Source organism: Chryseosolibacter histidinae, from assembly GCF_018598225.1.
Lineage (GTDB): Bacteria > Bacteroidota > Bacteroidia > Cytophagales > Cyclobacteriaceae > Chryseosolibacter > Chryseosolibacter histidini.
In genome coordinates, this window is sequence record NZ_JAHESF010000019.1 from 48034 (window position 1) to 71631 (window position 23598).

Annotated in this window: 17 protein-coding genes; 9 read left to right on the forward strand and 8 right to left on the reverse strand. The window is 50.0% G+C overall.

Annotation, left to right across the window (positions count from 1 at the left end):
- The first annotated feature begins 70 nt into the window (after positions 1-70).
- Positions 71-241, forward strand: coding sequence for a FeoB-associated Cys-rich membrane protein (locus tag KK083_RS18720; protein ID WP_254166025.1), 171 nt, complete (start codon positions 71-73; stop codon positions 239-241).
- A 2-nt stretch (positions 242-243) separates the two neighbouring features.
- Here the strand turns inward: KK083_RS18720 and KK083_RS18725 are convergent, their stop codons facing one another.
- Positions 244-1266, reverse strand: a complete 1023-nt coding sequence (locus tag KK083_RS18725; protein ID WP_254166027.1) for a radical SAM/SPASM domain-containing protein — start codon at positions 1264-1266, stop codon at positions 244-246.
- 74 nt (positions 1267-1340) lie between these two features.
- Here KK083_RS18725 and KK083_RS18730 point away from each other — a divergent pair, with 74 nt between their 5' ends.
- Positions 1341-2516, forward strand: a complete 1176-nt coding sequence (locus tag KK083_RS18730; RefSeq protein WP_254166029.1) for a lipoprotein N-acyltransferase Lnb domain-containing protein — start codon at positions 1341-1343, stop codon at positions 2514-2516.
- Here the strand turns inward: KK083_RS18730 and KK083_RS18735 are convergent.
- From KK083_RS18735 to KK083_RS18750, 4 genes are all read right to left on the reverse strand, one after another.
- Complete coding sequence (locus KK083_RS18735) at positions 2488-3774, reverse strand: sensor histidine kinase (RefSeq protein ID WP_254166031.1); 1287 nt, start codon at positions 3772-3774, stop codon at positions 2488-2490. The genes KK083_RS18730 and KK083_RS18735 overlap by 29 nt on opposite strands.
- Before the next feature lie 391 nt (positions 3775-4165).
- A complete protein-coding gene (gene lpdA, locus KK083_RS18740) occupies positions 4166-5563 on the reverse strand; it encodes a dihydrolipoyl dehydrogenase (protein ID WP_254166033.1) in 1398 nt (465 codons plus the stop codon).
- 59 nt (positions 5564-5622) lie between these two features.
- The gene (odhB, locus tag KK083_RS18745) at positions 5623-7146 is read right to left on the reverse strand and encodes a 2-oxoglutarate dehydrogenase complex dihydrolipoyllysine-residue succinyltransferase (protein ID WP_254166035.1); all 1524 of its coding nucleotides are present in this window, start codon (positions 7144-7146) and stop codon (positions 5623-5625) included.
- 41 nt (positions 7147-7187) lie between these two features.
- Positions 7188-9908, reverse strand: a complete 2721-nt coding sequence (locus tag KK083_RS18750; protein ID WP_254166043.1) for a 2-oxoglutarate dehydrogenase E1 component — start codon at positions 9906-9908, stop codon at positions 7188-7190.
- A 300-nt stretch (positions 9909-10208) separates the two neighbouring features.
- Between KK083_RS18750 and KK083_RS18755 the strand changes: the two genes are divergently transcribed.
- The 7 genes from KK083_RS18755 to KK083_RS18785 all read left to right on the forward strand — a co-directional run bounded on the left by KK083_RS18755 (position 10209) and on the right by KK083_RS18785 (position 17472).
- Complete coding sequence (locus KK083_RS18755) at positions 10209-10742, forward strand: 30S ribosomal protein S16 (RefSeq protein ID WP_254166053.1); 534 nt, start codon at positions 10209-10211, stop codon at positions 10740-10742.
- A gap of 69 nt (positions 10743-10811) precedes the next feature.
- Entirely contained in the window at positions 10812-11324 is a 513-nt protein-coding gene (gene rimM / locus KK083_RS18760; RefSeq protein WP_254166062.1) for a ribosome maturation factor RimM, read from the forward strand.
- Between the two features lie 104 nt (positions 11325-11428).
- Positions 11429-12112: a tRNA (guanosine(37)-N1)-methyltransferase TrmD gene (trmD, locus tag KK083_RS18765; RefSeq protein WP_254166070.1), complete on the forward strand. Its 684-nt coding sequence runs from the start codon at positions 11429-11431 to the stop codon at positions 12110-12112.
- A 218-nt stretch (positions 12113-12330) separates the two neighbouring features.
- Positions 12331-12684, forward strand: coding sequence for a 50S ribosomal protein L19 (rplS, locus tag KK083_RS18770; RefSeq protein ID WP_254166071.1), 354 nt, complete (start codon positions 12331-12333; stop codon positions 12682-12684).
- A gap of 189 nt (positions 12685-12873) precedes the next feature.
- A complete protein-coding gene (locus tag KK083_RS18775; RefSeq protein ID WP_254166073.1) occupies positions 12874-13944 on the forward strand; it encodes a class I fructose-bisphosphate aldolase in 1071 nt (356 codons plus the stop codon).
- 66 nt (positions 13945-14010) lie between these two features.
- The gene (gene accD / locus KK083_RS18780; protein WP_254166081.1) at positions 14011-14853 is read left to right on the forward strand and encodes an acetyl-CoA carboxylase, carboxyltransferase subunit beta; all 843 of its coding nucleotides are present in this window, start codon (positions 14011-14013) and stop codon (positions 14851-14853) included.
- Positions 14854-15024: 171 nt separating this feature from the next.
- Complete coding sequence (locus tag KK083_RS18785) at positions 15025-17472, forward strand: ABC transporter permease (protein ID WP_254166083.1); 2448 nt, start codon at positions 15025-15027, stop codon at positions 17470-17472.
- Between the two features lie 4 nt (positions 17473-17476).
- Here the strand turns inward: KK083_RS18785 and hemE are convergent, their stop codons facing one another.
- From hemE to KK083_RS18800, 3 genes are all read right to left on the reverse strand, one after another.
- Positions 17477-18499 (reverse strand): uroporphyrinogen decarboxylase, encoded by a 1023-nt coding sequence (gene hemE / locus KK083_RS18790; RefSeq protein WP_254166085.1) that lies wholly within the window; start codon positions 18497-18499, stop codon positions 17477-17479.
- A 107-nt stretch (positions 18500-18606) separates the two neighbouring features.
- Positions 18607-20205, reverse strand: a complete 1599-nt coding sequence (locus KK083_RS18795) for a RagB/SusD family nutrient uptake outer membrane protein (protein WP_254166087.1) — start codon at positions 20203-20205, stop codon at positions 18607-18609.
- Between the two features lie 20 nt (positions 20206-20225).
- Positions 20226-23384, reverse strand: a complete 3159-nt coding sequence (locus KK083_RS18800) for a SusC/RagA family TonB-linked outer membrane protein (RefSeq protein WP_254166093.1) — start codon at positions 23382-23384, stop codon at positions 20226-20228.
- Positions 23385-23598 lie beyond the last annotated feature (214 nt).

Consider the following 23598-nt stretch of genomic DNA (forward strand, 5'->3'; position numbering starts at 1 on the left):
ACGGTGCCGGACATCAGAATTATTTCCGAACATCCTGCGTTTACCGGGTGTATTCATTAATTTTGAAGCCATGATGCAGCAAATCATTATCGGATTGATCTTTATTGCCGCAGTGATCTACCTGGTCCGCCTGGTCTACAGGAACTTCCGGTCAGGATCGGCATGTGAAACGGGCTGCGGAAAATGCGGCGCGGTAGATTTCGCCAAGCTTGAAAAACAGCTGAAGGAAAAAGGCCTCTGAAACTACGCCCAGACCCGGGTGCCTTCCGTACAATTTTTACAGATCTCTATTTCACTTCGCGACCTCAGCAACGACTGGCGGAACTGCTGATACTTCTCTCCTCTCCAGATCTCTTCAAAAGAATTTTTAGCAAGGTCGCCCAGCACAAAATGCGCGTCCTTATCAAAGCAGCACGGCACCACCCTTCCGTCCCACGTGATCACGCAGCTGTGCCACATCTTCCAGCAATGGTCTGCCAGTGCATTTTTGATCGCGTAAGTACCATCGGCATTCTTGCGATACCGCGCGTACTTCTCCTGTTTAGGGATCAGATCAGAACCCTGCTCGTAGTCGTATATCTGTGCCGTTTTTAAAACAACCTGGTCTACGCCAAGTTTTTCTGCCAGCGCATAGACCTCGGGTATTTGGTGTTCGTTGGGCGCCACCACCAAAAACTGGAATACAACGTGTGGTGTTTTTGAGCGCAGCTTTTTTTTCCACGCCAGGATGTTTTGCGTTCCTTCGATCACCTTATCGAGCGCGCCGCCAACACGGTAGGCTTCATAGGTCTGCTGCGTGGTGCCATCGATGGAGATGATCAACCTGTCGAGTCCTGACTCCACTGTTCGCCTGGCTACATCATCTTTCAGATAATGCGCGTTGGTGGAAGTGGCCGTATAGATGCCACGGTCAGCGGCATACGTAGCCATATCTAAAAAACGTGGATGGAGATAGGGCTCGCCCTGAAAATAAAATGTGAGATAGCTCAACGTACCCGACAGCTGATCGATCACATTTTTGAACAGCGCCTGATCGAGCATACCGGTAGGCCGTGTAAATGACCGGAGGCCGCTGGGGCACTCAGGGCATCGCAGGTTGCACGATGTTGTGGGCTCGAATGAAATGCTGATGGGCATGCCCTTGATCGCAGGTTTTTTTACGGCCCTGGAATAATGATACGATGATAAAATGTTAGCAGCATTATACGCACGCTTCCACGTCACCTTCGAGAGCATGTTCACACTATCAGAAATACCGCCGATCATCTCCGCAAGATAGTTTGTAAAAGGCTCCGTTTCATCTTCAAAAGCTGCTTATATTTCGGGAATTTGCCCATGTTATGAAAAAAGCCGTATTCCTGCTTCTCATCATATCCACGGTCTGTCACGCCCAGGTAAAGCTGTCAGACAAAGCTGAGATCTCCGTGATCACCTTCGGCCCTGGACAGGGCGAGCTGTATTCAGCATTCGGGCACAGCGCCTTCAGGATCAACGATGCCGAGCTGGGTATCGACGAAGCATACGACTACGGTGTATTCGATTTCGATCAGCCGAACTTCTACCTCAACTTTGCCAGAGGATACCTCAACTACAAGATGGCTATCCGGAACTATAAACACTTCGAAGGATACTACATCTTCAACAACCGTTATGTTCATGAGCAAAAGCTGAACCTGAACCAGGCGCAGAAGCAACGGCTTTATGATTACCTGGAATGGAATGCCAAACCCGAAAATCAATACTACCGCTACGACTACTTCTATGATAACTGCGCCACCAAAATGCCCGCGGTGATCAAAAAAGTTTTCGGTGACAGTGTGGTCTTCGATGGCTCACACATCAAGACTAACTACACCATCCGTGAGCTCACGGACCTGTACCTGAAGTATCAACCCTGGGGCGACCTCGGCATCGATGTCTGCCTGGGACTGCCGATGGATAAAAAGGCCTCGCCTTATGAATACATGTTCCTGCCCGATTATGTGGAAGCGGGTTTTGCACATGCCACCATCAACCGCGATGGCGCCGTGCGGCCACTGGTAAAAGAACGCATCAGCATCTACGAATCGCGCGAAGAAGATATGCCGCACACAACCCTGACGCCACTTGTAGTATTCAGCATCGTATTTGTGATCCTGGCGGTGATCAGCTTCTTCGACATCAAGAGAAACAAACTTTCAAATGGTGTGGATGTGGTGCTGTTTACGGTGCTGGGATTGCTGGGGCTGCTGTTCCTGCTGTTGTGGGTTGCTACCGATCACAAGGCAGCGGCCAGGAACATGAATCTCTTATGGGCATTGCCTACGCATCTCGTTGCCGTGATCGCTTTCATCAAAAAACCGAAATGGCTTGAAAAATATTTCTTCGCGGTAGCGATCCTTTCTGTACTGCTGCTGCTCACGTGGCCGTTCTTACCACAGAAAATGCACTACGCGCTGATACCACTCGTGATGGGCATCGGTCTGCGCGCCTATATTCAACACCGGATCAGGAAGCAGTTACAGGCACCGTTATAAAGAACGAAGCCCCACGCCCGGCTTCCGATTGTACGGTGATGGTGCCCTTCATTTTCTCCACAGCCTGCTTCACGATGTAAAGTCCCAGGCCGGAGCCGGTGGATTGCAACGTGCCGCGGTAAAACATTTCGAAGATCCGCTGCTGATGCTCCTTGTGAATGCCGGTGCCATTGTCTGATACCACCAGCTTGATCTCACCCATGGAATCGCTCACCTTCACGTCGATCCACCTCTGCTCTTTGCGCATGTCGTGATACTTGATAGCGTTCGCGATGAGGTTGTTCAGCACAACGCTAAGCCTGGTCTTGTCCGCCAGCACCGGCTGATCGATGCTCACTTCGTTTTTGAATTCAATGGAGCTTGCGCCTTCGAAGTATTTCAGGTTGTCTGTTACCTCCGAGATCAGCGCGTTAAAATCAACCTTCTCGTGACGAAGCTCTGTGCGGGCATTTTTTGAATAATCGATGATGTCTTTGATAAAATTCTCAAGCCTTTCAACACGGTCGGTCATCATGTTAAAGTAGCCATGGATCTTTTTATCGTGCGTATCGTATCGCGCCACGTTGATCAGTCCTTTGATTGACGATAGCGGCGAACGAAGGTCATGCGACGTGCTGTATAAGAAACGGTCGAGCTCGAGGTTGGTGCGTTCCAGGTCATCGTTCTTGGCGTTGACCTCCTCGGCCAGCTGCTGCAGCTGCTGCTCTGAAGTGGCGTTCAGCTTCAGCATAAAATTGATACACATCACCAGAATGAAACCGCTGGACAGGCTATTGATCAGAAAAAATAATTTAGTCGTGCCTTCCGCAGGAAATGAATAATTGCCCAGCACCTGGAAATCGGTAAGGAACAACAGCACCAGGAAAAGGAACGGCATCATCATGAAAAAATAACGTTTGGAACGCTGCGCGGGACCGAACAACGCAGAGGATATGGCCATCAGCGGAAAGTAGTACAGGTACACGCCTACTTCTCTCGGAACCACACTCGAGTACAACCCGATGGCTACATTGATCAGGAACAGACCGATGAACGTTGCAGGCTGATAAAATCCCAAACGGTTGAGCAGGTAACAGCAAAAGATCATGGCGGCAATCACCAGATCAAACACTGCAGACTGGTAAAGCTCCTGGCCCAGGTCAAGAAAAAAATGAACGATGGCAAATAGCGTGCAGTATAAAGCGATCTTTTTCGACAGGATAATGCGTTTTCGGTCTACAATTAAAGCTTTATCCAGATTAATCTTTTCATTGACCATTACCAAAAATAAAGGGTAATAGCACCCAGGCCCTGCAGATGTAGGGCACGACTAAACGCGTGTAAGTTTTTGCGGGAAACTTAAGATGTGACAGCGTTTCTCAAAATGCTGCGTTGGCTCATTTCGGGAATTGTAGCAGGTAGCGCAATCGTAAAATTTAGTCCACGTGCCCGGTGTGGATTTGAGGTCGATAGATCCACGGCCTTTTTCAATGATTTTCTTTTACGATAATTCCTGGATTCCGGCTTTTTGACCGATTTGTTTCAGAAAGGATATAAGAGGATCCTGGGCAACACCCACCGGAATGTGTACCCGGCCGTTGCCGGCGATGTAAAGATTAAGGCTGTTCTCAAAAATTGAGTGCCTGTTTTTACCCAGGATCCTTGATATTTTATAAATGGATCGGCCTGTTGGCAGTCGCCGCAAGACATGCCTCCTTCACAGCCTCCATATAGGTAGGATGTGCGTGCGACATTCTGGCAACGTCTTCGGCTGAAGCACGGAATTCCATGGCTGTAACGCCTGCTGCGATCATATCCGCTGCGCGCGCACCAATGATGTGAACGCCCAGGATCTCGTCAGTCTGTTTGTCGGCAAGTATTTTTACAAGCCCATCGAGATCCATGCTGGCGCGAGCTCTTCCCAATGCTTTGTAAGGGAAGCTGCCGGTCTTGTAAGCACGGCCCGCGCTTTTCAATTGCTCTTCGGTATAACCAACACTCGCAACTTCCGGCCAGGTGTAAACAACGCCGGGGATGAGCAGGTAATTCACGTGAGGCTTCTGGCCCGCAAGCTGCTCGGCAACATAAACACCTTCTTCTTCTGCCTTGTGCGCCAGCATCGCTCCCTTCACCACATCGCCGATAGCGTAGATGTTGTCCACTTTTGTTTTCAGGTGATCGTCAACAGGGATCTGCCCTTTCACGGTTTCGATGCCAACCTTATCCAGTCCAAGGCCATCGGTATAAGGCCTCCTGCCGATGCTCACCAGGCAGTAATCGCCTTTCAGCTCGATCGCTTTTCCGTCTTTGGCTTCGGCTTTCACGATCACTTCTTTTCCTTTGTTCTCTACGGCAGTCACTTTGTGGCCCAGGTAGAAATCCATGCCGAGCTTTTTCGCGGAGCGCTGCAGCTCTTTGCCCATCGTGCCATCCATGGTGGGGATGAGGCTGTCAAGAAACTCTACCACCGTCACTTTCGAACCGATGCGCGCGTATACGGAGCCGAGCTCCATTCCGATCACACCACCGCCGATCACGATCAGGTGCTGCGGCACTTCTTTCAGCTCGAGCGCTTCCGTGCTGGAGATGATACGCTTCTTATCGAACGGCGCGAAAGGCAGCGGCGTGGGCTTGGAGCCTGTAGCGATGATCACTTTTTCTGTGGTGATGGTGGTTTCCTTTCCATCTTTAGCAGTGATCTTGATCGTATTCTTGTCGACAAAAGATCCTACGCCGGTGTGAACGTCGATCTTGTTCTTCTTCATCAGGAAAGCGATGCCATCAACATTGGCTTTTACCACATCACCTTTCCGTTTCACCATCTGTGTGAAATTCACTTTGGGCGCCGGAATGTCGATGCCGTGCTCTTTGAAATGCTCTTTGGCATTGTGAAAGTGCTCGGAAGAATCGAGCATTGCCTTGGAAGGGATACATCCCACATTGAGGCAGGTGCCACCCAGGGTATCGTATTTTTCGATGATGGCGGTTTTAAAACCAAGCTGTGCCGAACGGATGGCAGCAACATAGCCACCAGGCCCTGAGCCAATAACTACAACGTTGTATTGCATAATGTGAATTTAGAAGAAAAGGATCTCGTTGAAGATCCTTTCTGTGTGAATATATTTTTTTAAACACCTAAAATCAATCTTCCTGGATCTTCAAGCATCTCCTTCACGCGCACGAGGAAGCTCACGGATTCTCTTCCGTCTACAATGCGGTGATCGTATGACAGCGCCAGGTACATGATGGGCCTGATCACCACCTCGCCGTTCTTCGCCACGGGGCGCTCAACAATGTTGTGCATGCCCAATATGGCAGACTGCGGCGGGTTGATGATCGGTGTAGACAGCATGGAGCCGAACACACCACCATTGGTGATGGAGAAGGTTCCACCGGTCATCTCTTCGATGGAGAGCTTGCCGTCGCGCCCACGGGTAGCAAGCCTTACCACTTCACTTTCGATCTGTGCAAAGCTCAGCTTATCGGCATTGCGGATCACAGGCACCACCAGCCCGCGGGGGGTTGATACGGCGATGGAGATATCACAATAATCGTGGTATACGATCTCGTCTTTATCGATGGAAGCGTTCACCGCAGGGAAATCTTTCAGCGCTGTGCAAACCGCTTTGGCAAAGAACGACATGAAGCCGAGGCCCACGCCATATTTTTCTTTGAACTGATCTTTGTACTTGGAACGCATATCCATGATCGGCTTCATATCCACCTCGTTGAACGTGGTGAGCATGGCCGTTTCATTTTTCACCGATACCAGGCGCCTTGCGATGGTCTTGCGAAGCGAGGTCATTTTCTCCCTGCGCTCGTTGCGGCTGGTACCTTCAGAGATCACGGGAGGACCTGCCGGTGCTGCTTTCGATTCTGCGGGTTTGGCTGCGGGAGCCTGTGCCTTCTGGGCGTCGTCTTTGGTGATCCTGCCACCCACGCCCGAGCCTTGTACCTGGCCGGGAGCGATGCCTTTTTCGTCGAGGATCTTGGCCGCTGCCGGTGACGGATGTCCTGCGGCATATGACTTGTCTCCGGTGCTGGCAGGTGCTGCCGTTGCCGTGGGTTGTGCTGCTTTCGCTGTTGCGGCAGGTGCGCCTTCTGCGATCTCGATCCTGCAGATCAATCCGCCGATAGGCAAAGTGGTTTTCTCCTGCGCCACAATGCGGAGAATGCCGGTAGCTTCTGCCGGCAGCTCAAACGTTGCCTTGTCAGACTCTACTTCTGCGATCACATCATCGATCTGTACAAAGTCACCGTCTTTCTTCAGCCAGGTTGAGATGGTTACTTCCGTGATGGACTCACCTACTGCAGGAACTTTCATCTCTTTAACACCACCGGTTGCTTTCGGGGCCTGTGCCTGTGCTGCAGGAGCTGGCTGCGCCTTGGTCTCAGCCTTGGCAGCCGAAGCCTGTCCGTTGGGTTCAATCTCGCAGATCACATCACCGATCGGAACAGTCTCTCCTTTTTGTTTGATTATTTTCAGAACGCCTGCGCTCTGGGCGGTAAGCTCAAAAGTGGCTTTGTCAGACTCCAGCTCGGCAATCACTTCGTCGAGCTGAACCACATCGCCGTCTTTCTTTAACCAGTTGGCAATCGTTACTTCAGAAATGGATTCTCCCACGGTGGGGACTTTTATTTGGATTCCCATTCGGTATTAGTTTTATGTGAATGAACTTCAGTTAGGTCTGGTTATATTTCAAACGCCTGGTTGACGATCTTTTCCTGTTCTGCCTTGTGCACCTTCGAGTATCCGGTGGCAGGCGAAGCGCTTGCTTTCCGCGATACAAGCTCAACATCCTGCTTGGGCATCATGCGCTGAATGTATGACCAGGAGCCCATGTTGGCCGGTTCTTCCTGCACCCAGACAAGCTTCGCATTTTTATATTTCTTGAGCAAGGCATTCAATCCCTTTTCAGGGAAAGGATGCAGCTGCTCGATCCTGATAACAGCGGTATCTTTTACTTTTTTCTTCTGCTGTCCCTCCAGCAGATCGTAATACACCTTGCCGCTGCAGAGCACCACACGCTTCACGTCTTTTGCTGTAACGTTGGCATCGTCGATCACTTCGTTGAACACACCTTCGGTAAATTCCTTGATCGGGGAGATCACCGCCGGGTGCCTCAGCAAAGATTTAGGCGACAGCACAATACAAGGCTTGCGGAAAGGCCACGTCACCTGCCTGCGCAGCAAATGGAAGAAGTTGGCAGGTGTGGTGGGATTGGCCACGATCATGTTGTACTCTGCCGACAGCTGCAAGAACCTTTCAGGCCTGCAGCTGGAGTGTTCAGGTCCCTGACCTTCGTACCCGTGTGGCAGCAGCATTACCAGGCCGTTCATACGTTGCCACTTAGATTCGGCACTTGAAATGAACTGGTCGATCATCACCTGCGCGCCATTCACGAAGTCGCCGAACTGCGCCTCCCACAACACCAGTGCATGCGGTGAAGACATGGCGTATCCGTATTCGAAGCCGAGCACGCCGAATTCAGAGAGCAGTGAGTTGTAGATGTGGAATTTCTGCTGACCCTTCTCAATATTATCCAGCCCGCAATAAGGAGCGTTGGAATTCATGTCGAAGAAATAAGCGTGGCGATGCGAGAACGTACCCCGTTTCACATCCTGGCCCGACATCCTTACCGGTGTGCCTTCCACCAGCAGCGACCCGTAAGCCAGAAGCTCGGCCTCAGCCCAGCCCAACACTTTATCTTCAAAGAACGCGGTCTGGCGGTCTTTTAATAATTTTTCGATCTGCTTGATCGGCTTGAAGCCGTCAGGGATAGTAGACAACGCTTTGCCTACCTTATCGATAATAGCCTGCTTGATTCCCGTCTTGGGCGACTGATCAAAATCTTCGGGTGTGGCCCTGCGGAGTTTCTCCCACTCTGCTTCGATCTTCTGGGGCTTGTAAGGAAGCGGTTTCTGCTTCACTTCGTTGAGCCTGTCCTGCAGCTGGTTGCGGAAGCTCTTGTCCATCTCATCAGCCAGCGCCGCGTCAACATCGCCGCGTTCGATGAGCTTCTTCACATAGATCTCGCGGGGGTTGGGATGTTTGGCAATGAGGTTGTACAGTTTCGGCTGCGTGAATTTTGGCTCATCGCTTTCGTTATGTCCATGGCGGCGGTAGCACAGCAGGTCGATGAAAATATCTTTGCCGAATTTCTGACGGTATTCCACGGCGAGGTTCGCCACGAAGTTCACCGCTTCGGCATCGTCGCCATTCACGTGCAGCACAGGAGCGTCTACGATCTTGGCAATGTCTGTACAATAGATGCTGGTACGGGCATCGTCATAATCGGTAGTGAAACCTACCTGGTTGTTGATCACAAAGTGGATGGTGCCACCGGTGGTATATCCCGGAAGGCCCGACATCTGCACCACTTCATATACAATACCCTGTCCGGCAACAGCCGCATCGCCGTGGATGAGGATGGCCATTGCTTTGCTGAGCTCGCCACCGTATTCATCGTCGATCTGGCCGCGGGTGTAACCTGTTACGAGGGGATCAACCGCTTCAAGGTGCGAAGGGTTGGGTGTAAGCTTTACATAGATCTTTTTGCCTGAAGGCGATGTGATATGGCTGGTATAACCCAGGTGATATTTAACATCGCCGTCACCCATGGTGAGGTCAGGATTCACATTGCCTTCGAACTCGGTAAAGATCTGCTCGTACGTTTTGCCGAGGATATTGGAGAGCACGTTGAGGCGGCCGCGGTGGGCCATACCGATCACCACTTCTTTGATGTCGAGCTCGGCAGATTTATTAATGATGGTCTGCAGGGCAGGAATGGTGTTTTCTCCACCTTCCAGCGAAAAGCGTTTTTGTCCCAGGAATTTGGTATGCAGGAAGTTCTCGAACACAACCGCTTCGTTGAGCTTGGAGAGGATCCGTTTCTTCTCGTCGCCGCTGGGGTTATAAGTATAGTATTCTTTCTCGATCTTCTGGAAGAACCATTGACGAACATCGTCATCGCGGATGAAGTTGTATTCAAATCCGATAGGACCATGATAAAGGACCTTCAGTTTTTCGATGATCTTGCGGAGGGTGGAGCGGGGCATACCGATCTCGGCAGCCACGTCAAACTCCGTATCAAGGTCGGCGTCGGTGAGGCCTACGCTTTTATGGTCGAACTGAACATTGTGGTTTCTTCGTTCCCGTACGGGATTGGTCTTTGATACCAGGTGACCGAAAGATCTGTAAGCGAAGATCAGGTTCCGTACCTGTGTTTCCTTGATCGATATGGGATCTTCTGCACCATGGCCGTTCTCTCCGTAACGTTGCGTGGAGAAATCATAGCCTTCAAAAAATTTCTGCCAGGTAAGATCCACAGAGGAGGGATCTTTCTTGTAGTTCTGATAAAGCTGGTCGACATAACCAACGTCGGCGTTGCTGATATAGGAATATTTATCCATGATTGTAAAGTGAAGCGAACAAATGTAGAAAACGATATCAATAATATAAAACCGGGTAATCGACTACGCGATTATTCACAATATTTTAACCATTACTTGAAGGGAAAAGTGCCATTTATGGCTGATTTTCAGGCATTTTTGACGTTCAGAGGCGCAAACATAAAATAAAATGCCCCAGCAGGCTGGCGGGCATATTCTGAAATGTGCGATTTTACCTTTCCGGGATTGCCAAACCGGAAATTACCCTTAAATTTGCACCCTTGTTTAATAAAAACGGACGAGTTCCACTAATTACACACCATGGTAAAAATCAGATTGGCCCGCAGAGGCCGCAAGAAACTGGCGATGTTCGATGTAGTCGTTGCTGACGCCAGGGCACCACGTGATGGTCGCTTCATTGAAAAGATCGGTACTTACAATCCTTTGACAACTCCGGCTTCTATCGTGCTGAACGATGACCGTGCTTTTCATTGGTTGATGAACGGTGCACAACCTTCTGACACCGTAAAAGCTATGCTCTCTTTAAGGGGCATTATGCTGAAGAAACACCTTCAGATCGGTGTGATCAAAGGTGCTATCACACAGGAGCAGGCAGACGGCAAGCTTGCTGACTGGGTAAAAGCTAAGGAGACCAAGATCCAGGCTAAACGCGATACGCTGGCACAGAGCAAACAAGCTCAGGCCAAAGCCCGCAAAGAAGCCGAAACCAAAGTTAAAGAAGCCCGCGCTGAAGCCATCCGCAAAAAGCAACAGGTTGCAGCTGAGGCAGCAGCACAAGCTCCCGCAGAAGGCGCAGAAGCTCCTGCTGCAGAGGGTGCAGAAGCTCAGGCTTAATTCGATTCAGAATCTTCCAAATGCCAATACGTTAAAGCGTGTTGGCATTTTTATTTCATCCTATACAACATGGACATCAGCACGTGTTACAAGGTCGGCTATATCTTAAAGCCCCATGGCCTCAAAGGTGAGGTTACCCTTTCGCTCGATCCTGGCGGTCCTGACTTCGACTCACTCGAATCGCTGTTCATTGAAAAGAACAACAGGCTGATCCCGTACTTCATCGAGTCGGTTTCGGTGCGGGGAGACAAGGCCTTTGTAAAATTCGAAGATGTCGATTCGTCGGAAGGTGCCAGCGCCATCTCCAAATGTGCAGCGTATCTTCCGAAAGCATCACGCGAGAAATCAGGAAGGGGTGAATTTTACGACGACGAAATCATCGGCTTCGAAGTGAGCGACAGCGAGGCCGGCGTGCTTGGAAAAGTGGTGGAAGTAACGCAGGCTGGTCCTAACAAATTGTTATCTGTAGACCGCAACGGACAGGAGGTGCTCATTCCCGTGAACGGTCCTTTCATCACCAGCATCAACAAATCGAAAAAGAAGATCAGTGTTGAATTGCCGGAAGGGTTTCTGGATATTTAATGCGTCTCCCGCAGATTTCGCAGATCAACGCAGATGTGAAGAGAAAATAAAATCTGCGCAAATCAGCGGGATCTGCGGGACATGCATTTCTATTAACTTGCAGCATGCACATCGATATTATTACCTGTCTTCCGCGGCTGATCGAAAGTCCTTTTAACGACTCCATCCTGAAGCGCGCACAGACCAAGGGCATCGTAGAGGTCAACATCATTGATCTGCGGCCGTACGCCACTGACAAGCACAAGTCAGTGGATGATTATGCCTATGGCGGCGGCGCGGGAATGGTGATGATGATCGAGCCGATAGACCGGTGCCTTACCGAGCTAAAAGCGAAGCGCAGCTACGACGACATCATTTACATGAGTCCTGATGGGCAGCTGCTCACGCAATCCCTCGCCAACGAGCTGAGCCTGAAGAAAAATCTTGTGCTGCTTTGCGGCCACTACAAAGGTGTGGATGAGCGCGTGCGTGAGCACCTGGTGACCCGCGAGATCAGCATCGGCGATTATGTGCTTTCGGGTGGAGAGTTGGCTGCGGCAGTGGTGGCCGATGCGGTGGTGAGGCTGATCCCGGGCGTGTTGTCTGATGAAACTTCGGCCTTAAGCGATTCATTCCAGGACGACATGCTGGCGCCCCCCGTCTATACCCGCCCGGCTGAGTACAATGGCTGGAAGGTGCCCGACGTGCTGTTGTCGGGGCATGAGGCTAAAATCGAGCAGTGGAAGCATGACCATGCGCTTGAGCGGACCCGGCAGCGCAGGCCAGATCTGCTGAAAAAGCATCAGTAAAGTTTAAGGTTTAAAGTTTAAGGTTTAAAGTTGGGCCAGCTGGAAACGGGGTTTCTGATCCGATTCAGGGGTTTGAGCTTAAAATCCGTGAATTTTCGACGTTCCCGTTGAGCCTTGAAGTAACTCCCAAGAACTTTAAACTTCAAATTTTAAACTTTCAACTGGAAATCCCCGATTCTTTCCATACATTTGCAGTCCGTTTTAAAAACCATCGAGTTATGGCCGATCTAATCAAAGTTGTTGAGCAGGAATTTGCTAAGGTGCGCGAGTCTATCCCTAACTTCAAACCTGGCGATACCATTATTGTTCACGTTAAAATAAAAGAAGGGAACAAGGAAAGGGTTCAGCAGTTCCAGGGCACTGTGATCCAGCGCAGGGGTGCAGGAACCAACGGTGAGTCATTCACTGTAAGGAAAGTATCCAACGGCATCGGTGTTGAGCGCATTTTCCCGATCGTGTCACCTTCTATCGATAAGATCGAGGTCATCAAAGAGGGTAAAGTAAGAAGGGCGAAGCTCTATTATATGAAAGGCCGCCAGGGCAAATCAGCCCGTATCAAAGAGAAGCTTTAATCTCAAAGGCATATACTTTTATGAAAGCCATTCCGCTTGCTCCGGGATGGCTTTTTTTATGACCAAAAAGTTAAGGACGGTAGCTAAAACGTTTGAAATTGCACTAAAAACGCGCTTTTCGGGGCAATTAGCATACTATTAAATTATTAATAACTTTGTCACCTCCTTAAAACCAACCAGAACGAGTCTATGGCAAGAAACATTGCAGAATTACTTGGAAAAGACGCAGAATTCCTGCTCAAGCACAAGAGCAAAACCATCTCTAAAGAACAACTTCATACCCCCAGCCCCGATTTTGTAGACAGGATATTTGCGCCTACTAACCGGAACACACAGGTGCTCCGCAGCCTGCAGTCATTGTTCGGTACAGGCCGTCTCGCCAACACCGGATACCTTTCTATTCTGCCGATCGATCAGGGCATCGAGCACAGCGCGGGAGCGTCGTTTGCCAAGAACCCCATTTACTTCGATCCGGAAAATATCGTGAAGCTCGCCATTGAAGGTGGCTGTAACGGCGTTGCCACAACCTACGGCGCGCTGGCCATGGTATCGAGAAAGTATGCACACAAGATCCCTTTCATTGTAAAGATCAACCATAACGAGCTGCTGACGTACCCTAACAAACACGACCAGATCATGTTCGGCTCTGTAGAAGATGCCTGGAACCTGGGCGCTGCAGCGATCGGTGCCACCATCTATTTCGGCTCCGACCAATCTACCCGCCAGATCATTGAAGTGGCTCAGGCATTTGAGCGCGCGCATGAGCTGGGCATGGGAACGATCCTGTGGTGCTACATCCGGAACAACGCCTTCAAAAAAGATGGCGTGGATTACCACGTGTCTGCCGACCTCACAGGCCAGGCCAACCACCTTGGCGTAACCATTCAGGCGGATATCATCAAACAAAAGCTCGCCGAGAACAACGGTGGCTACAAAGCGCTGAACACCGGCGGAAGCAGCTACGGAAAACTGGATGAGAAGATCTACACCGAGCTGAGCTCCGACCACCCGATAGACCTTTGCCGTTACCAGGTACTGAACTGCTACATGGGCCGCGCAGGCCTCATCAGCTCAGGCGGTGAGTCAAAAGGCGCAAGCGACCTGGCCGATGCCGTGCGCACTGCCGTGATCAACAAGCGGGCAGGTGGTACAGGCCTGATCTCCGGAAGGAAAGCATTCCAGCGTCCGATGAAAGAAGGCGTAGAGATCCTGAATGCCATCCAGGATGTTTACCTCGACAAGTCTGTCGATCTCGCTTAAGAAGCAATAAAGGATTGCCGGTGCATATATTTGTACCGGCATATTTTTTTAACAAAATTTCACACTATGTCTTGGTTCAAACGCAGTGATAAGGGCATTTTAACTCCTACCGAAGCCAAACGCGAAGTGCCCGATGGGCTCTGGTTCAAATCGCCGGCAGGAAAGATCGTTCACACCCGTGAGCTTAAAAATAATGCGTATGTGGTTCCTGAAGAGGAGTATCACGTGCGCATCGGTTCGGCGGAATATTTCGAAGTGCTGTTCGACAACAACACCTTCACCGAGCTCGACGCCAATATGGAATCGGCAGATCCGCTGAATTTCAAAGACACCAAACCGTATCCCAAGCGCATCAAGGAGTCGCAGGCAAAGTCTGACCTGAAAGACGCTGTTCGCACAGCCTACGGAAAGATGAACGGCCTAGACATCACCATTGCGTGTATGGACTTCAGCTTCATCGGTGGCTCTATGGGCTCTGTGGTGGGTGAAAAAATTGCCCGCGCCATGGACCACAGCATCAAAAACAAAAAACCTTTCCTGATGATCTCCCGCTCCGGCGGCGCGCGTATGATGGAAGCGGGATTGTCGCTGATGCAGATGGCCAAGACCTCCGCCAAGATCGCGCTGATGGACGCTGCCAAGGTCCCTTACATCTCCCTGCTGACGGATCCTACCACGGGTGGGGTAACAGCTTCTTACGCCATGCTGGGCGATTTCAATATCGCAGAGCCTGGCTCACTGATCGGTTTCGCGGGTCCGCGGGTGATCAGGGAAACTATCGGTAAAGATCTTCCGAAAGGTTTCCAGAGCGCGGAGTTCGTGCAGGAACACGGCTTCCTCGACTTTATTGTAGACCGCCGGAACCTGAAAAGCAGGCTTACCACGCTGCTGAGAATGCTCCAGAATTAATGATTTGACTGTCCGGAGGCGAACGATTTTTCGCTTTTTCGAACATGATGGTTCCCGCAGATCACGCAGATCAACGCGGATGCTGTGATGAACGATAATTCCCGACGTACTTATTGCGAAGGTGCGTGGCATGGCTATTGCGCAATTCTGCGCTGAAAAACCTATGCTCCTATGATCCGGAATTATCTGAAGATCGCCTTTCGCAGTCTGCTCAAACAACGGGTTTATACCCTCATCAACATTCTCGGCCTCTCCACGGGCATCGCAAGCTGCCTGCTGATCGTGATGTTTGTGCAGGATGAGTTCTCTTACGATCAGTTTCACCTCAAGCGCGACCAGATCTATAAGATTGTGCTCGAGCGCAAATACCCGAATCATTCCACCTACTACGCCATCATCCCTCACTCGTATGCCGATGTGATGTCGCGCGACTTTGCCGAGATCAGCGACGTGGTGAAAATGGGAGGTCCGTTCAATAATGTAACCGTTACGTATAAGAACAGGCAGGACGAAGAAAAACAGTTCGAGGAAAATTTTGTAATGGCTGCCGACTCGAATTTCTTCCAGATGTTCAGCATCAAACTGTTGAAAGGCGACGCAGGCAACGTGCTGCTCAACACCAATGACCTGGTGATCACAGAGGCTACCGCCAAGCGCTACTTCGAAAACGAGGAGCCCATCGGAAAAACACTGCGGCTGTTCAACCAGGATTATACCGTGACCGGCGTTTGTGAGAACGTGCCTGAGAACTCTCACTTCAAATTCGATTTCCTGGTGCACTGGACCGATCAAAACTTTGGCGGAGGACGTGAAACCAACTTTATCTCATTCTCGGTACATGCATACCTCGAGCTGAAACCCGGCACTGATCCCAAAGCGCTGGAGGCAAAATTTCCGAAGATGGTCGACACTTATGCGGCTGCGCAGATCGAGCGTGACCTGGGCAAGTCATGGGAAGATTACAAAAAGGAAGGCAATGGCTACCGCTACTTTCTTCAGCCGCTCACCAGCATTCACCTCAACCCGTTGAACATCGAAGCGAAAATGCGGCCCGGGGGCAACATCAACTATGTTTATTTTCTCATTGCTGTTGCTGTGCTCATTCTTGTGATCGCCTGCATCAATTTTATGAACCTGGCCACCGCCCGTTCTGCCGAAAGGGCAAGAGAAGTTGGCGTACGCAAAACCATGGGCTCACTGAAAGGCCAGCTTGTATCGCAGTTTCTCACCGAATCCGTGTTGCTGAGTCTGCTCGCTACGGCGCTGGCCATCGGCATCGTCTACTCCGCGCTTCCTTATTTCAACCAGCTCGCCGGTAAACAGCTGGCGCTCACGTTCGGCTTCGGGCTTGTGCTGGCGTTGCTCGGCGCAGCGCTCTTCGTAGGATTTCTCGCGGGCAGTTATCCGGCGTTCGTTCTGTCTGCGTTCAATCCAGTGATAGTGATGAAGGGAAGCTTCAGTGCAAGTGCCAAAGGCGCATGGCTGCGGAACGGGCTTGTGGTGTTCCAGTTCTTCATTTCTATTGTGCTGATCGTAGGTACACTGGTGGTGACGGAGCAGATGCAATACATGCAGAACAAATCACTCGGCTATGACAAAGACCAGATCATGGTGGTGGAGCGGGCTTTTGCGCTGGGCAACCAGTATCAGACATTTCTCGATGAGGTAAAAAGTTTTCCCGATGTGCAGCAGACTGCGGGTGCGTTTGCCATGCTGGGAAGGCAACGCGACTTTTACGGCGCACAATGGCAGCCCGAGGGGTCATCGGAGATCCTCACCACCAAGAACATGGCCATCGATGACGACCTTGCTGCCACCATCGGCTTCGAGTTCACAGAAGGAAGAGGATACGCCAAAGAAACGAACGACTCGCTTTCCATTATCCTGAACGAGACAGCTGTGCGCACGCTGGAGCTGAAGGATCCCATCGGTAAAAAACTCACACAGATGCAACGCACGCCGAACGGGAACATCGCCGTACAGTACACCATCATCGGTGTGATCAAAGATTTCAATTTCCAATCATTGCGAGATATCATTACACCCCTCACCATTCAAAGCACTGAAAGTTTTGGCGGAGGTATCGGTTACGCTTATATCAAGATCAAGGGTGAGCATATCGCTTCCGTGGCCAGCGCCGTTGAAAAGAAGTGGAAGCAATTTGTACCGGGTCAGCCGTTCAAATATTCGTTCCTGGATGAGAACCTCAACACGCTTTACGAAGACGAGAAACGCGCAGGACAGATCTTCGGTGTGTTCTCCGGGCTGGCCATTCTCATTGCCTGCGTGGGATTATTCGGCCTGGCTGCTTACACCGCCAGCCTTCGCACCAAAGAGATCGGCATCAGAAAAGTGTTAGGCGCCAGTGTTCCGGGTGTGATCCTGCTGCTGTCAAAAGATTTCACAAGACTCATACTGATAGCCTTCGTTCTGGCTGTGCCGCTGGGTTGGTATGTGATGAACACCTGGCTGCAGGGATTCGCTTACCGCATCGAGCTGGGCGCCGGCGTGTTCCTCATCGCAGGAGCTATAGCGCTTGTGATCTCGTGGATCACGGTGAGTTATCAATCCATCAAAGCTGCTGTGGTCAATCCGGTGAAGTCGCTGAGAAGCGAATAGCAGATCAATGCTTATACTCTTTCACTGAATCGATAAAACACTTCACCTTGTCCACTTCTGTATCGGGATACAGACCGTGGCCGAGGTTGGCGATGTGTTTTGATGATCCGAAGGCTTTGAGCATTTTTTGTGTTTCGCTCTTCACCTGCGCCAGCGAACCATAGAGAGCACAGGGGTCAAGGTTTCCCTGCAGGGTTTTATTGCCCAGCAGTTTGCGTGACTCGGCGATGTCCATATTCCAGTCGAGGCCAACAACATTACAGTTCATGCTGCTCATTTTCTCCCGTGCGAAGAAAGCTCCTTTTGCAAAAACGATCTTGGGAACTTCATTGATGGCGTCGCAGATCCTGGAGATGTACTTCAGGGAAAATTCTTCGTATTGTGCAGGCCCGAGAATACCGGCCCACGAATCGAAGATCTGAATGATGTCTGCGCCGGCTTTGATCTGGCCTTTCAGGTAATTGATAGTGCTTTGTGTGATCATGTCCAGCAGCTTGTGCGAAAGCTCCGGCTCCGTATACAACATCTTTTTGGCGTTGCTGAAAGTTTTGCTGCCGCGGCCTTCGATCATGTACGAGAAGATGGTCCATGGCGCTCCCGCAAATCCTATCAGGGGTACTCTGCCGTTAAGCTCTTTTTTGGTGAGCGCGAGGGCATCGAGCACGTATTGAAGCTCTCCTGCTTCGGCAATGTGAAGCGTGTTCAGATCGCTTGCGGAGGTGATCCTTTTCGGGAACACGGGGCCTTTCTTCTCCTCCATCTCATAGTTGAGGCCCATGGCTTCGGGGATTACCAGGATATCGGAAAAAATAATGGCAGCGTCTACACCCAGGATATCAACCGGTTGAATGGTGACTTCCGTGGCCAGCGCCGGGTTCTTCACCAGGGCCTTAAAATCTCTCGCTGTTTCTCTTACTTTCCTGTATTCGGGCAGTATCCTGCCAGCCTGGCGCATCAGCCATACGGGGGTTCTTTCTGTTTTTTCGCCTCTTGCCGCGCGTAATAAAAGATCGTTCTTCAATTGCATGCGGCAAAGATGGTTCTAGAAAAGAAAACCCCCAAAGAAAAACTTCGGGGGTTTTAAGCATAAATTTTGATGGCCTTAAAATTGCCCTTTTCGGGGGCTCAGGATTTTTAGAATCCAATCACAGGCACCGACGGGTTGCTTGGCGTATTAAAATCCAGCTCGTGTAAAGGCACGTCCCAACGGCTCAGGTAGTTATAATCGATGGTAGCATTGGTATCAACCACACCACCCGAGTAAAGAACCACTGCACCCGTACGACCACCACCCTGCTCGAGAGGTTTAAGAATTCCCCAACGTCTTGCATCATAGAATGACACGTTTTTGTTGAGCAAGCCGATCCTGCGCTCGCGACGCAGCTCTTCGTATGCCTGTGTCTCATTAAGTCCGGTGCCAGCAACAGCAGCCAGTGATGCATTTTGATAGGTCCTGACCTGATCAATAAAACCGAGGCCCACGTCGATCTGGTTCAATTTGATATTGGCTTCTGCCAGCATCAGCTGATTCTCTTCATAAGAACAAGCCAAAGGAATTTCAGCCAACTCAGATACTGTGGAGGAGTAATTTCCTCCGCTCTCGATCGGAATCATATCCCAGCGGGTACCGTACTGGAATCCACGGCCGCTGTTATTTACAATAGGGCTTGTTCTCGCTTTGAAGTTCCTTGTAAAGCGGGCATCTCCGGGTTTAAAATCCTGGATCAGGCGTTCGCTGATATAACACCAGCCGATCAAAGATCGTCCCGGCATCCAGGCAGCGTTATTGCCACCGGCGATCACCGCGTTCTCGGCAGCTGTACGCATGGTGAAAATGATATCGTTTGCCCTGATGCCATTGTTCGCGAGGGTGATAATGGCATTCCAGTCTGCCGGAGTCATTTCCGTCAGCGACTTGTTCACCAGTATATTCCTTGCTTTGTACGTATTGATGTTCCGGATCCACTCTGCCGGTTTGATCACGCCACCTTTACCTTTCTTGAGGAAAGAAGGTGTGACCGCGCTGATGATCTCTGTATAATCGACATCTGTTTCAGATATGGTTGACAGGATCTCTGCAGCAGCGTCAAAATTCTTATTCGCTTCAGCAATGATCGCAGGATATTCCACAAAATCAGCATTGGTTTTGTCAGGCGTGTCGGTGATAACACCCGCGATATAGATCGATCCTATCCGTGAGTAAACAAAACCTTTCCACCAGTATGCCCAGGCCTGCAGCGCTTTCTTCTTTGTTTCGCCATTACCTGAGAATGTCACGTTCGAGCTTTTAAGAACATCCAGGATGAGGTTGGCCTGGTTGTTCATAAAGTACAATTCCCACTCGTGGTAAAAAACATTTTCATCACCAAAAGAGCGGTTGTTCCTTGCTTTCAATTCGCTGATCTGCGAGCCGCCTTGCGGGGGTGTAAGCGTGGTACCGTTGCTCAGGATAATCTTTGTAGGCTGGTTTACCCATCTCCACGCAAAATTCCCAACAGATGAGAAATAAGAGTCGCCCATGATCTCATGGTCAGTTAACGCATACCACAGATAATAGAGGCTGGAGAATTTGTTGTAAACACCCATTCCGGCGCGTTTCAATCCTTCCTCACTTTGCAGCGCAGGGCGTCCGGGAGAGTTGGGGTTTTGCAGATCAAGCTCCTCTTTGCTACATGCATTAGCAACAAACAGTGCTGCTGTTAAAAGAATGCATTTATATATATGTCTTCTCATGATCATTTAATGTTAAATGTTTAAAATCCCAGATTCAATCCTACCTGATAAGATCTGAAGTTAGGGAAGGAATAAAGATCGGCTCCCCTTCTGAGCGGATCGTTAAGGTTTGCAGAAGCCTCAGGATCCATACCGGAATAATCGGTGATCGTAAACAGGTTCCTTCCTGAAAATGTGATCTGGGCATTGCGCAGGATCTTGTTGTTGAACAGTGGCGCCAGGTTGTAGCCCACAGACAGATCTCGCAAACGCAGGAAAGATCCTTTCTCTACGAAGTAAGAGTTAACCTGGTTGGTGTTATACAAGCTGTTGTAGTATGCCACAAAAGCACCTGACTCTTCACCAACGGTTACAGACTTGTCAAAGTCAGCGCTGCGCCGGTCTCTGTAGAGCCACTGGCGGGTGAGGTTGTAAATGTCGTTGCCGTACATCCAGTCGAACTGAAAGGAAATGGTCAGGTTATTCTTAACGGTGAAGTTGTTAATGAACGACATGTTGAATTTAGGTGTCGGATCACCGATCTGGGTCTGATCGCTGGTGAACATTACAGCCTTGGTGCTCTTGTTCACCACCATACCATTAACGATAGTATACAATGACTCATCCGCTTCGGCGATATACCTCGCGCCAGTCGGGCCGACTTCCTGCAGATTTCTCAAAGGACGTTTTCCAAAGAAAGCACCAACGGTAGCACCTTCTCTCAGCACAAACTGTCCTGATCCGCTTGAGCCGATCACTACATCTCTATGGTTTGAGATCTCTTCAACGATGGTTTGCTGCTTCCCGAAGCGGGTTCCAAAATCCCAGGTCAGGTTTGCCGATGAATACATATGAGCGTCCAGCGCGAACTCAAAACCTTTTCCATCCAGTGTGAAGGCGTTGTCGCGGATGGTAGAAGACCCGGTTGACGGCGCAACGGCAATATCATAGATCGAGTTCTCAGCTTTCCGTTTCCAGTAAGTAGCACCCAGCGTGATGCGTTGCAACCAGTTGCCGCTACCCAATGACAGACCGATATCGGTTCCGAATTCTGTTTCCTTGGAAACCTGCACATCGAGATTAGGATTGCGTGCACCTGACGGAACAGCAAGATAACCGCCCGTGCCGATGGAACCGGAGTTCAGAATCACAAAGCGGTCGTAGGCCTGAGGCTGTACACCTGCTTCGCCATACGCGGCGCGTAATTTAAATTCAAAAATGGAGTTGCTCTTCAGCAATTCGCCAAGCCTGAAGTACGCATCACCACGGGGAAACACGAATGCTTTGCTACCGGCACCGAACGCCGAAGAATAGTCAACCCGCACACCACCCGATAATCCGAAGAGTTCTCCGTAATCAACTTTCTGGTTGATCAGATAACCGAAGGTCACAAATTCTGTATTGTTCTCGGTAGCGCTTTTTGACGCCGTGGTATTCATTGTATAAGGCGGAAATGGAGCAAAATCAGAGCCCTGTGTGGTTATATTCTTATACATTCTCTTCCTGTAGTCATAGGCAAAGTGCGTGGACGTTGTGATAGGAAGGTCCATATTAAAGTCCTTTGCAAAGTCAGTGCGTACAAAGACTGTGAACAATGAGTTCTGCAACGTTTCATTGTCTCTGTTGTAGGTGATACGTCCTCCACCATTCACAACACTGTATGCGGGTGTGGCCGTATTCTTCTGATAAGCCGCAAAGTCCTCAAAGTCGTAACGGTAATTATCGATACCGTATTTATAATCAAACTCCACAAACTTCGGCAGTTTGTAGTTAAGGCTTACATTCTGGATTATGCGGGTTGTGTTCGCTGAGTAACTCCGGAACTGGTAGTTGTAAAAGGGATTTACCACGTTCTCGATAGCGGGATTCTGGTTAAATACATAGTTGCCTTTTGTATCGATGAATTTCATATCCCACCATCCCGGAGAGTTGATAGCTGTGCCCAAACCACTGGTAACGTTGTTAGCACCTGTAATACCACCGGTGTTATTCTCAGAATAGATAATCTGGGTTGATGACCTTACTGAAAATCCCTTGAATACATCTGCGCCAAGGTTCAGGGTGAGGTTGTTTCGATTATATTTTCCATTGAGCACACTCTCCTGATCGAGGCGTGAAATATTGATAGCATAGTCATATTTACCACCTCCACCAGAGATGCCCAGGGTATTGTTGATGGTTGCCACATTATTTTTGAACAATTGATCCACATGGTCATAGATCTGCTCCATGTAAGGCTTGTTGTTCAAGGTTGTGCCAGTTACTACAGGCTGTTCGGGCTGAGTCCATATACCATTCTCATCATGTGAAATTCTGGTAGCAGGAACCGAAGATGTCGGAGCTGTTAAAATATAACCTTCGGCATCGGTATTGAACGCATGGTACTTGGCAAGCTCAAGGTTGCCCTTGAGAGGATTGTCGACACTATACCGTGTAGACACATCGATCCGTGTGCGTTCATTCCGCTGACCTTTTTTAGTAAAGATCTGAATCACACCGTTGGCACCTTGCGCACCATAAATAGTGGCGGCGGCGGCACCCTGGATCACCTCTACACGCTCTACGTTAGAGAGGTCAAGGTCGGCAAGTCGGGAAGACACGTTGGTGGAGCTACCATTGTTATTGTTGCCGGCATTTACCTGAATTCCATCCACCAAAATCATAGGCTGGGTGGTGTTCGATCCGTTGAATGAGTTGATACCCCTTAACAGGATGGAAGCCTGCTGACCAGGCTGACCGGAGATGGATTGGATCTGTGCCCCCGCAACTTTTCCGATGAGCGCCTGATCAAGCGATGCGCTGGGTACTTTGGAAAGATTTTCTGCGCTGACGGACTGTACCGCGATGGCAACTTTCTTTTTGTCTGTCGGCGTTCCAACGCCGGTTACAACAACTTCCGTGAGTTGGGTAACGTCCATGTCCATCTGTACGTTCACCACGGACTGGCTGCCGATCTCGACTTCCTTGGATCTGAGGCCAATAAAAGAAAACACAAGAATTCCTTCGGAGGGGACACTCAGGGAATAGTTTCCATCGGAGTCGGTTACTGTTCCATTGGTAGTGCTCTTAACGATTACGTTTACTCCGGGTAGCCCGCTCCCGTCTTCAACGGCGGTAACGCGACCGGTCACGGTTCGCTCTTGCGCTGCTGAATATAGCGCAATAGCTAACGCGAAACATGTTAGTAGAAGCTTCTTCATAGTATAGATTTAGGTTAATAATCCCTGAATTTATGGTATGTAATACAAAAAGAAAATACCGCACATTGAATTACACATGAAAGGAAATGCATCCTTTGTACTACAAAACCGAAGATCGTAGTCACGCATGGGCTACTACAACCCTTTGTTTACAGCTGATTTGGTGGTTTTTTGCTTCGTTAACCCTGTAGCTAACGTTAGGAGGATGTGATAT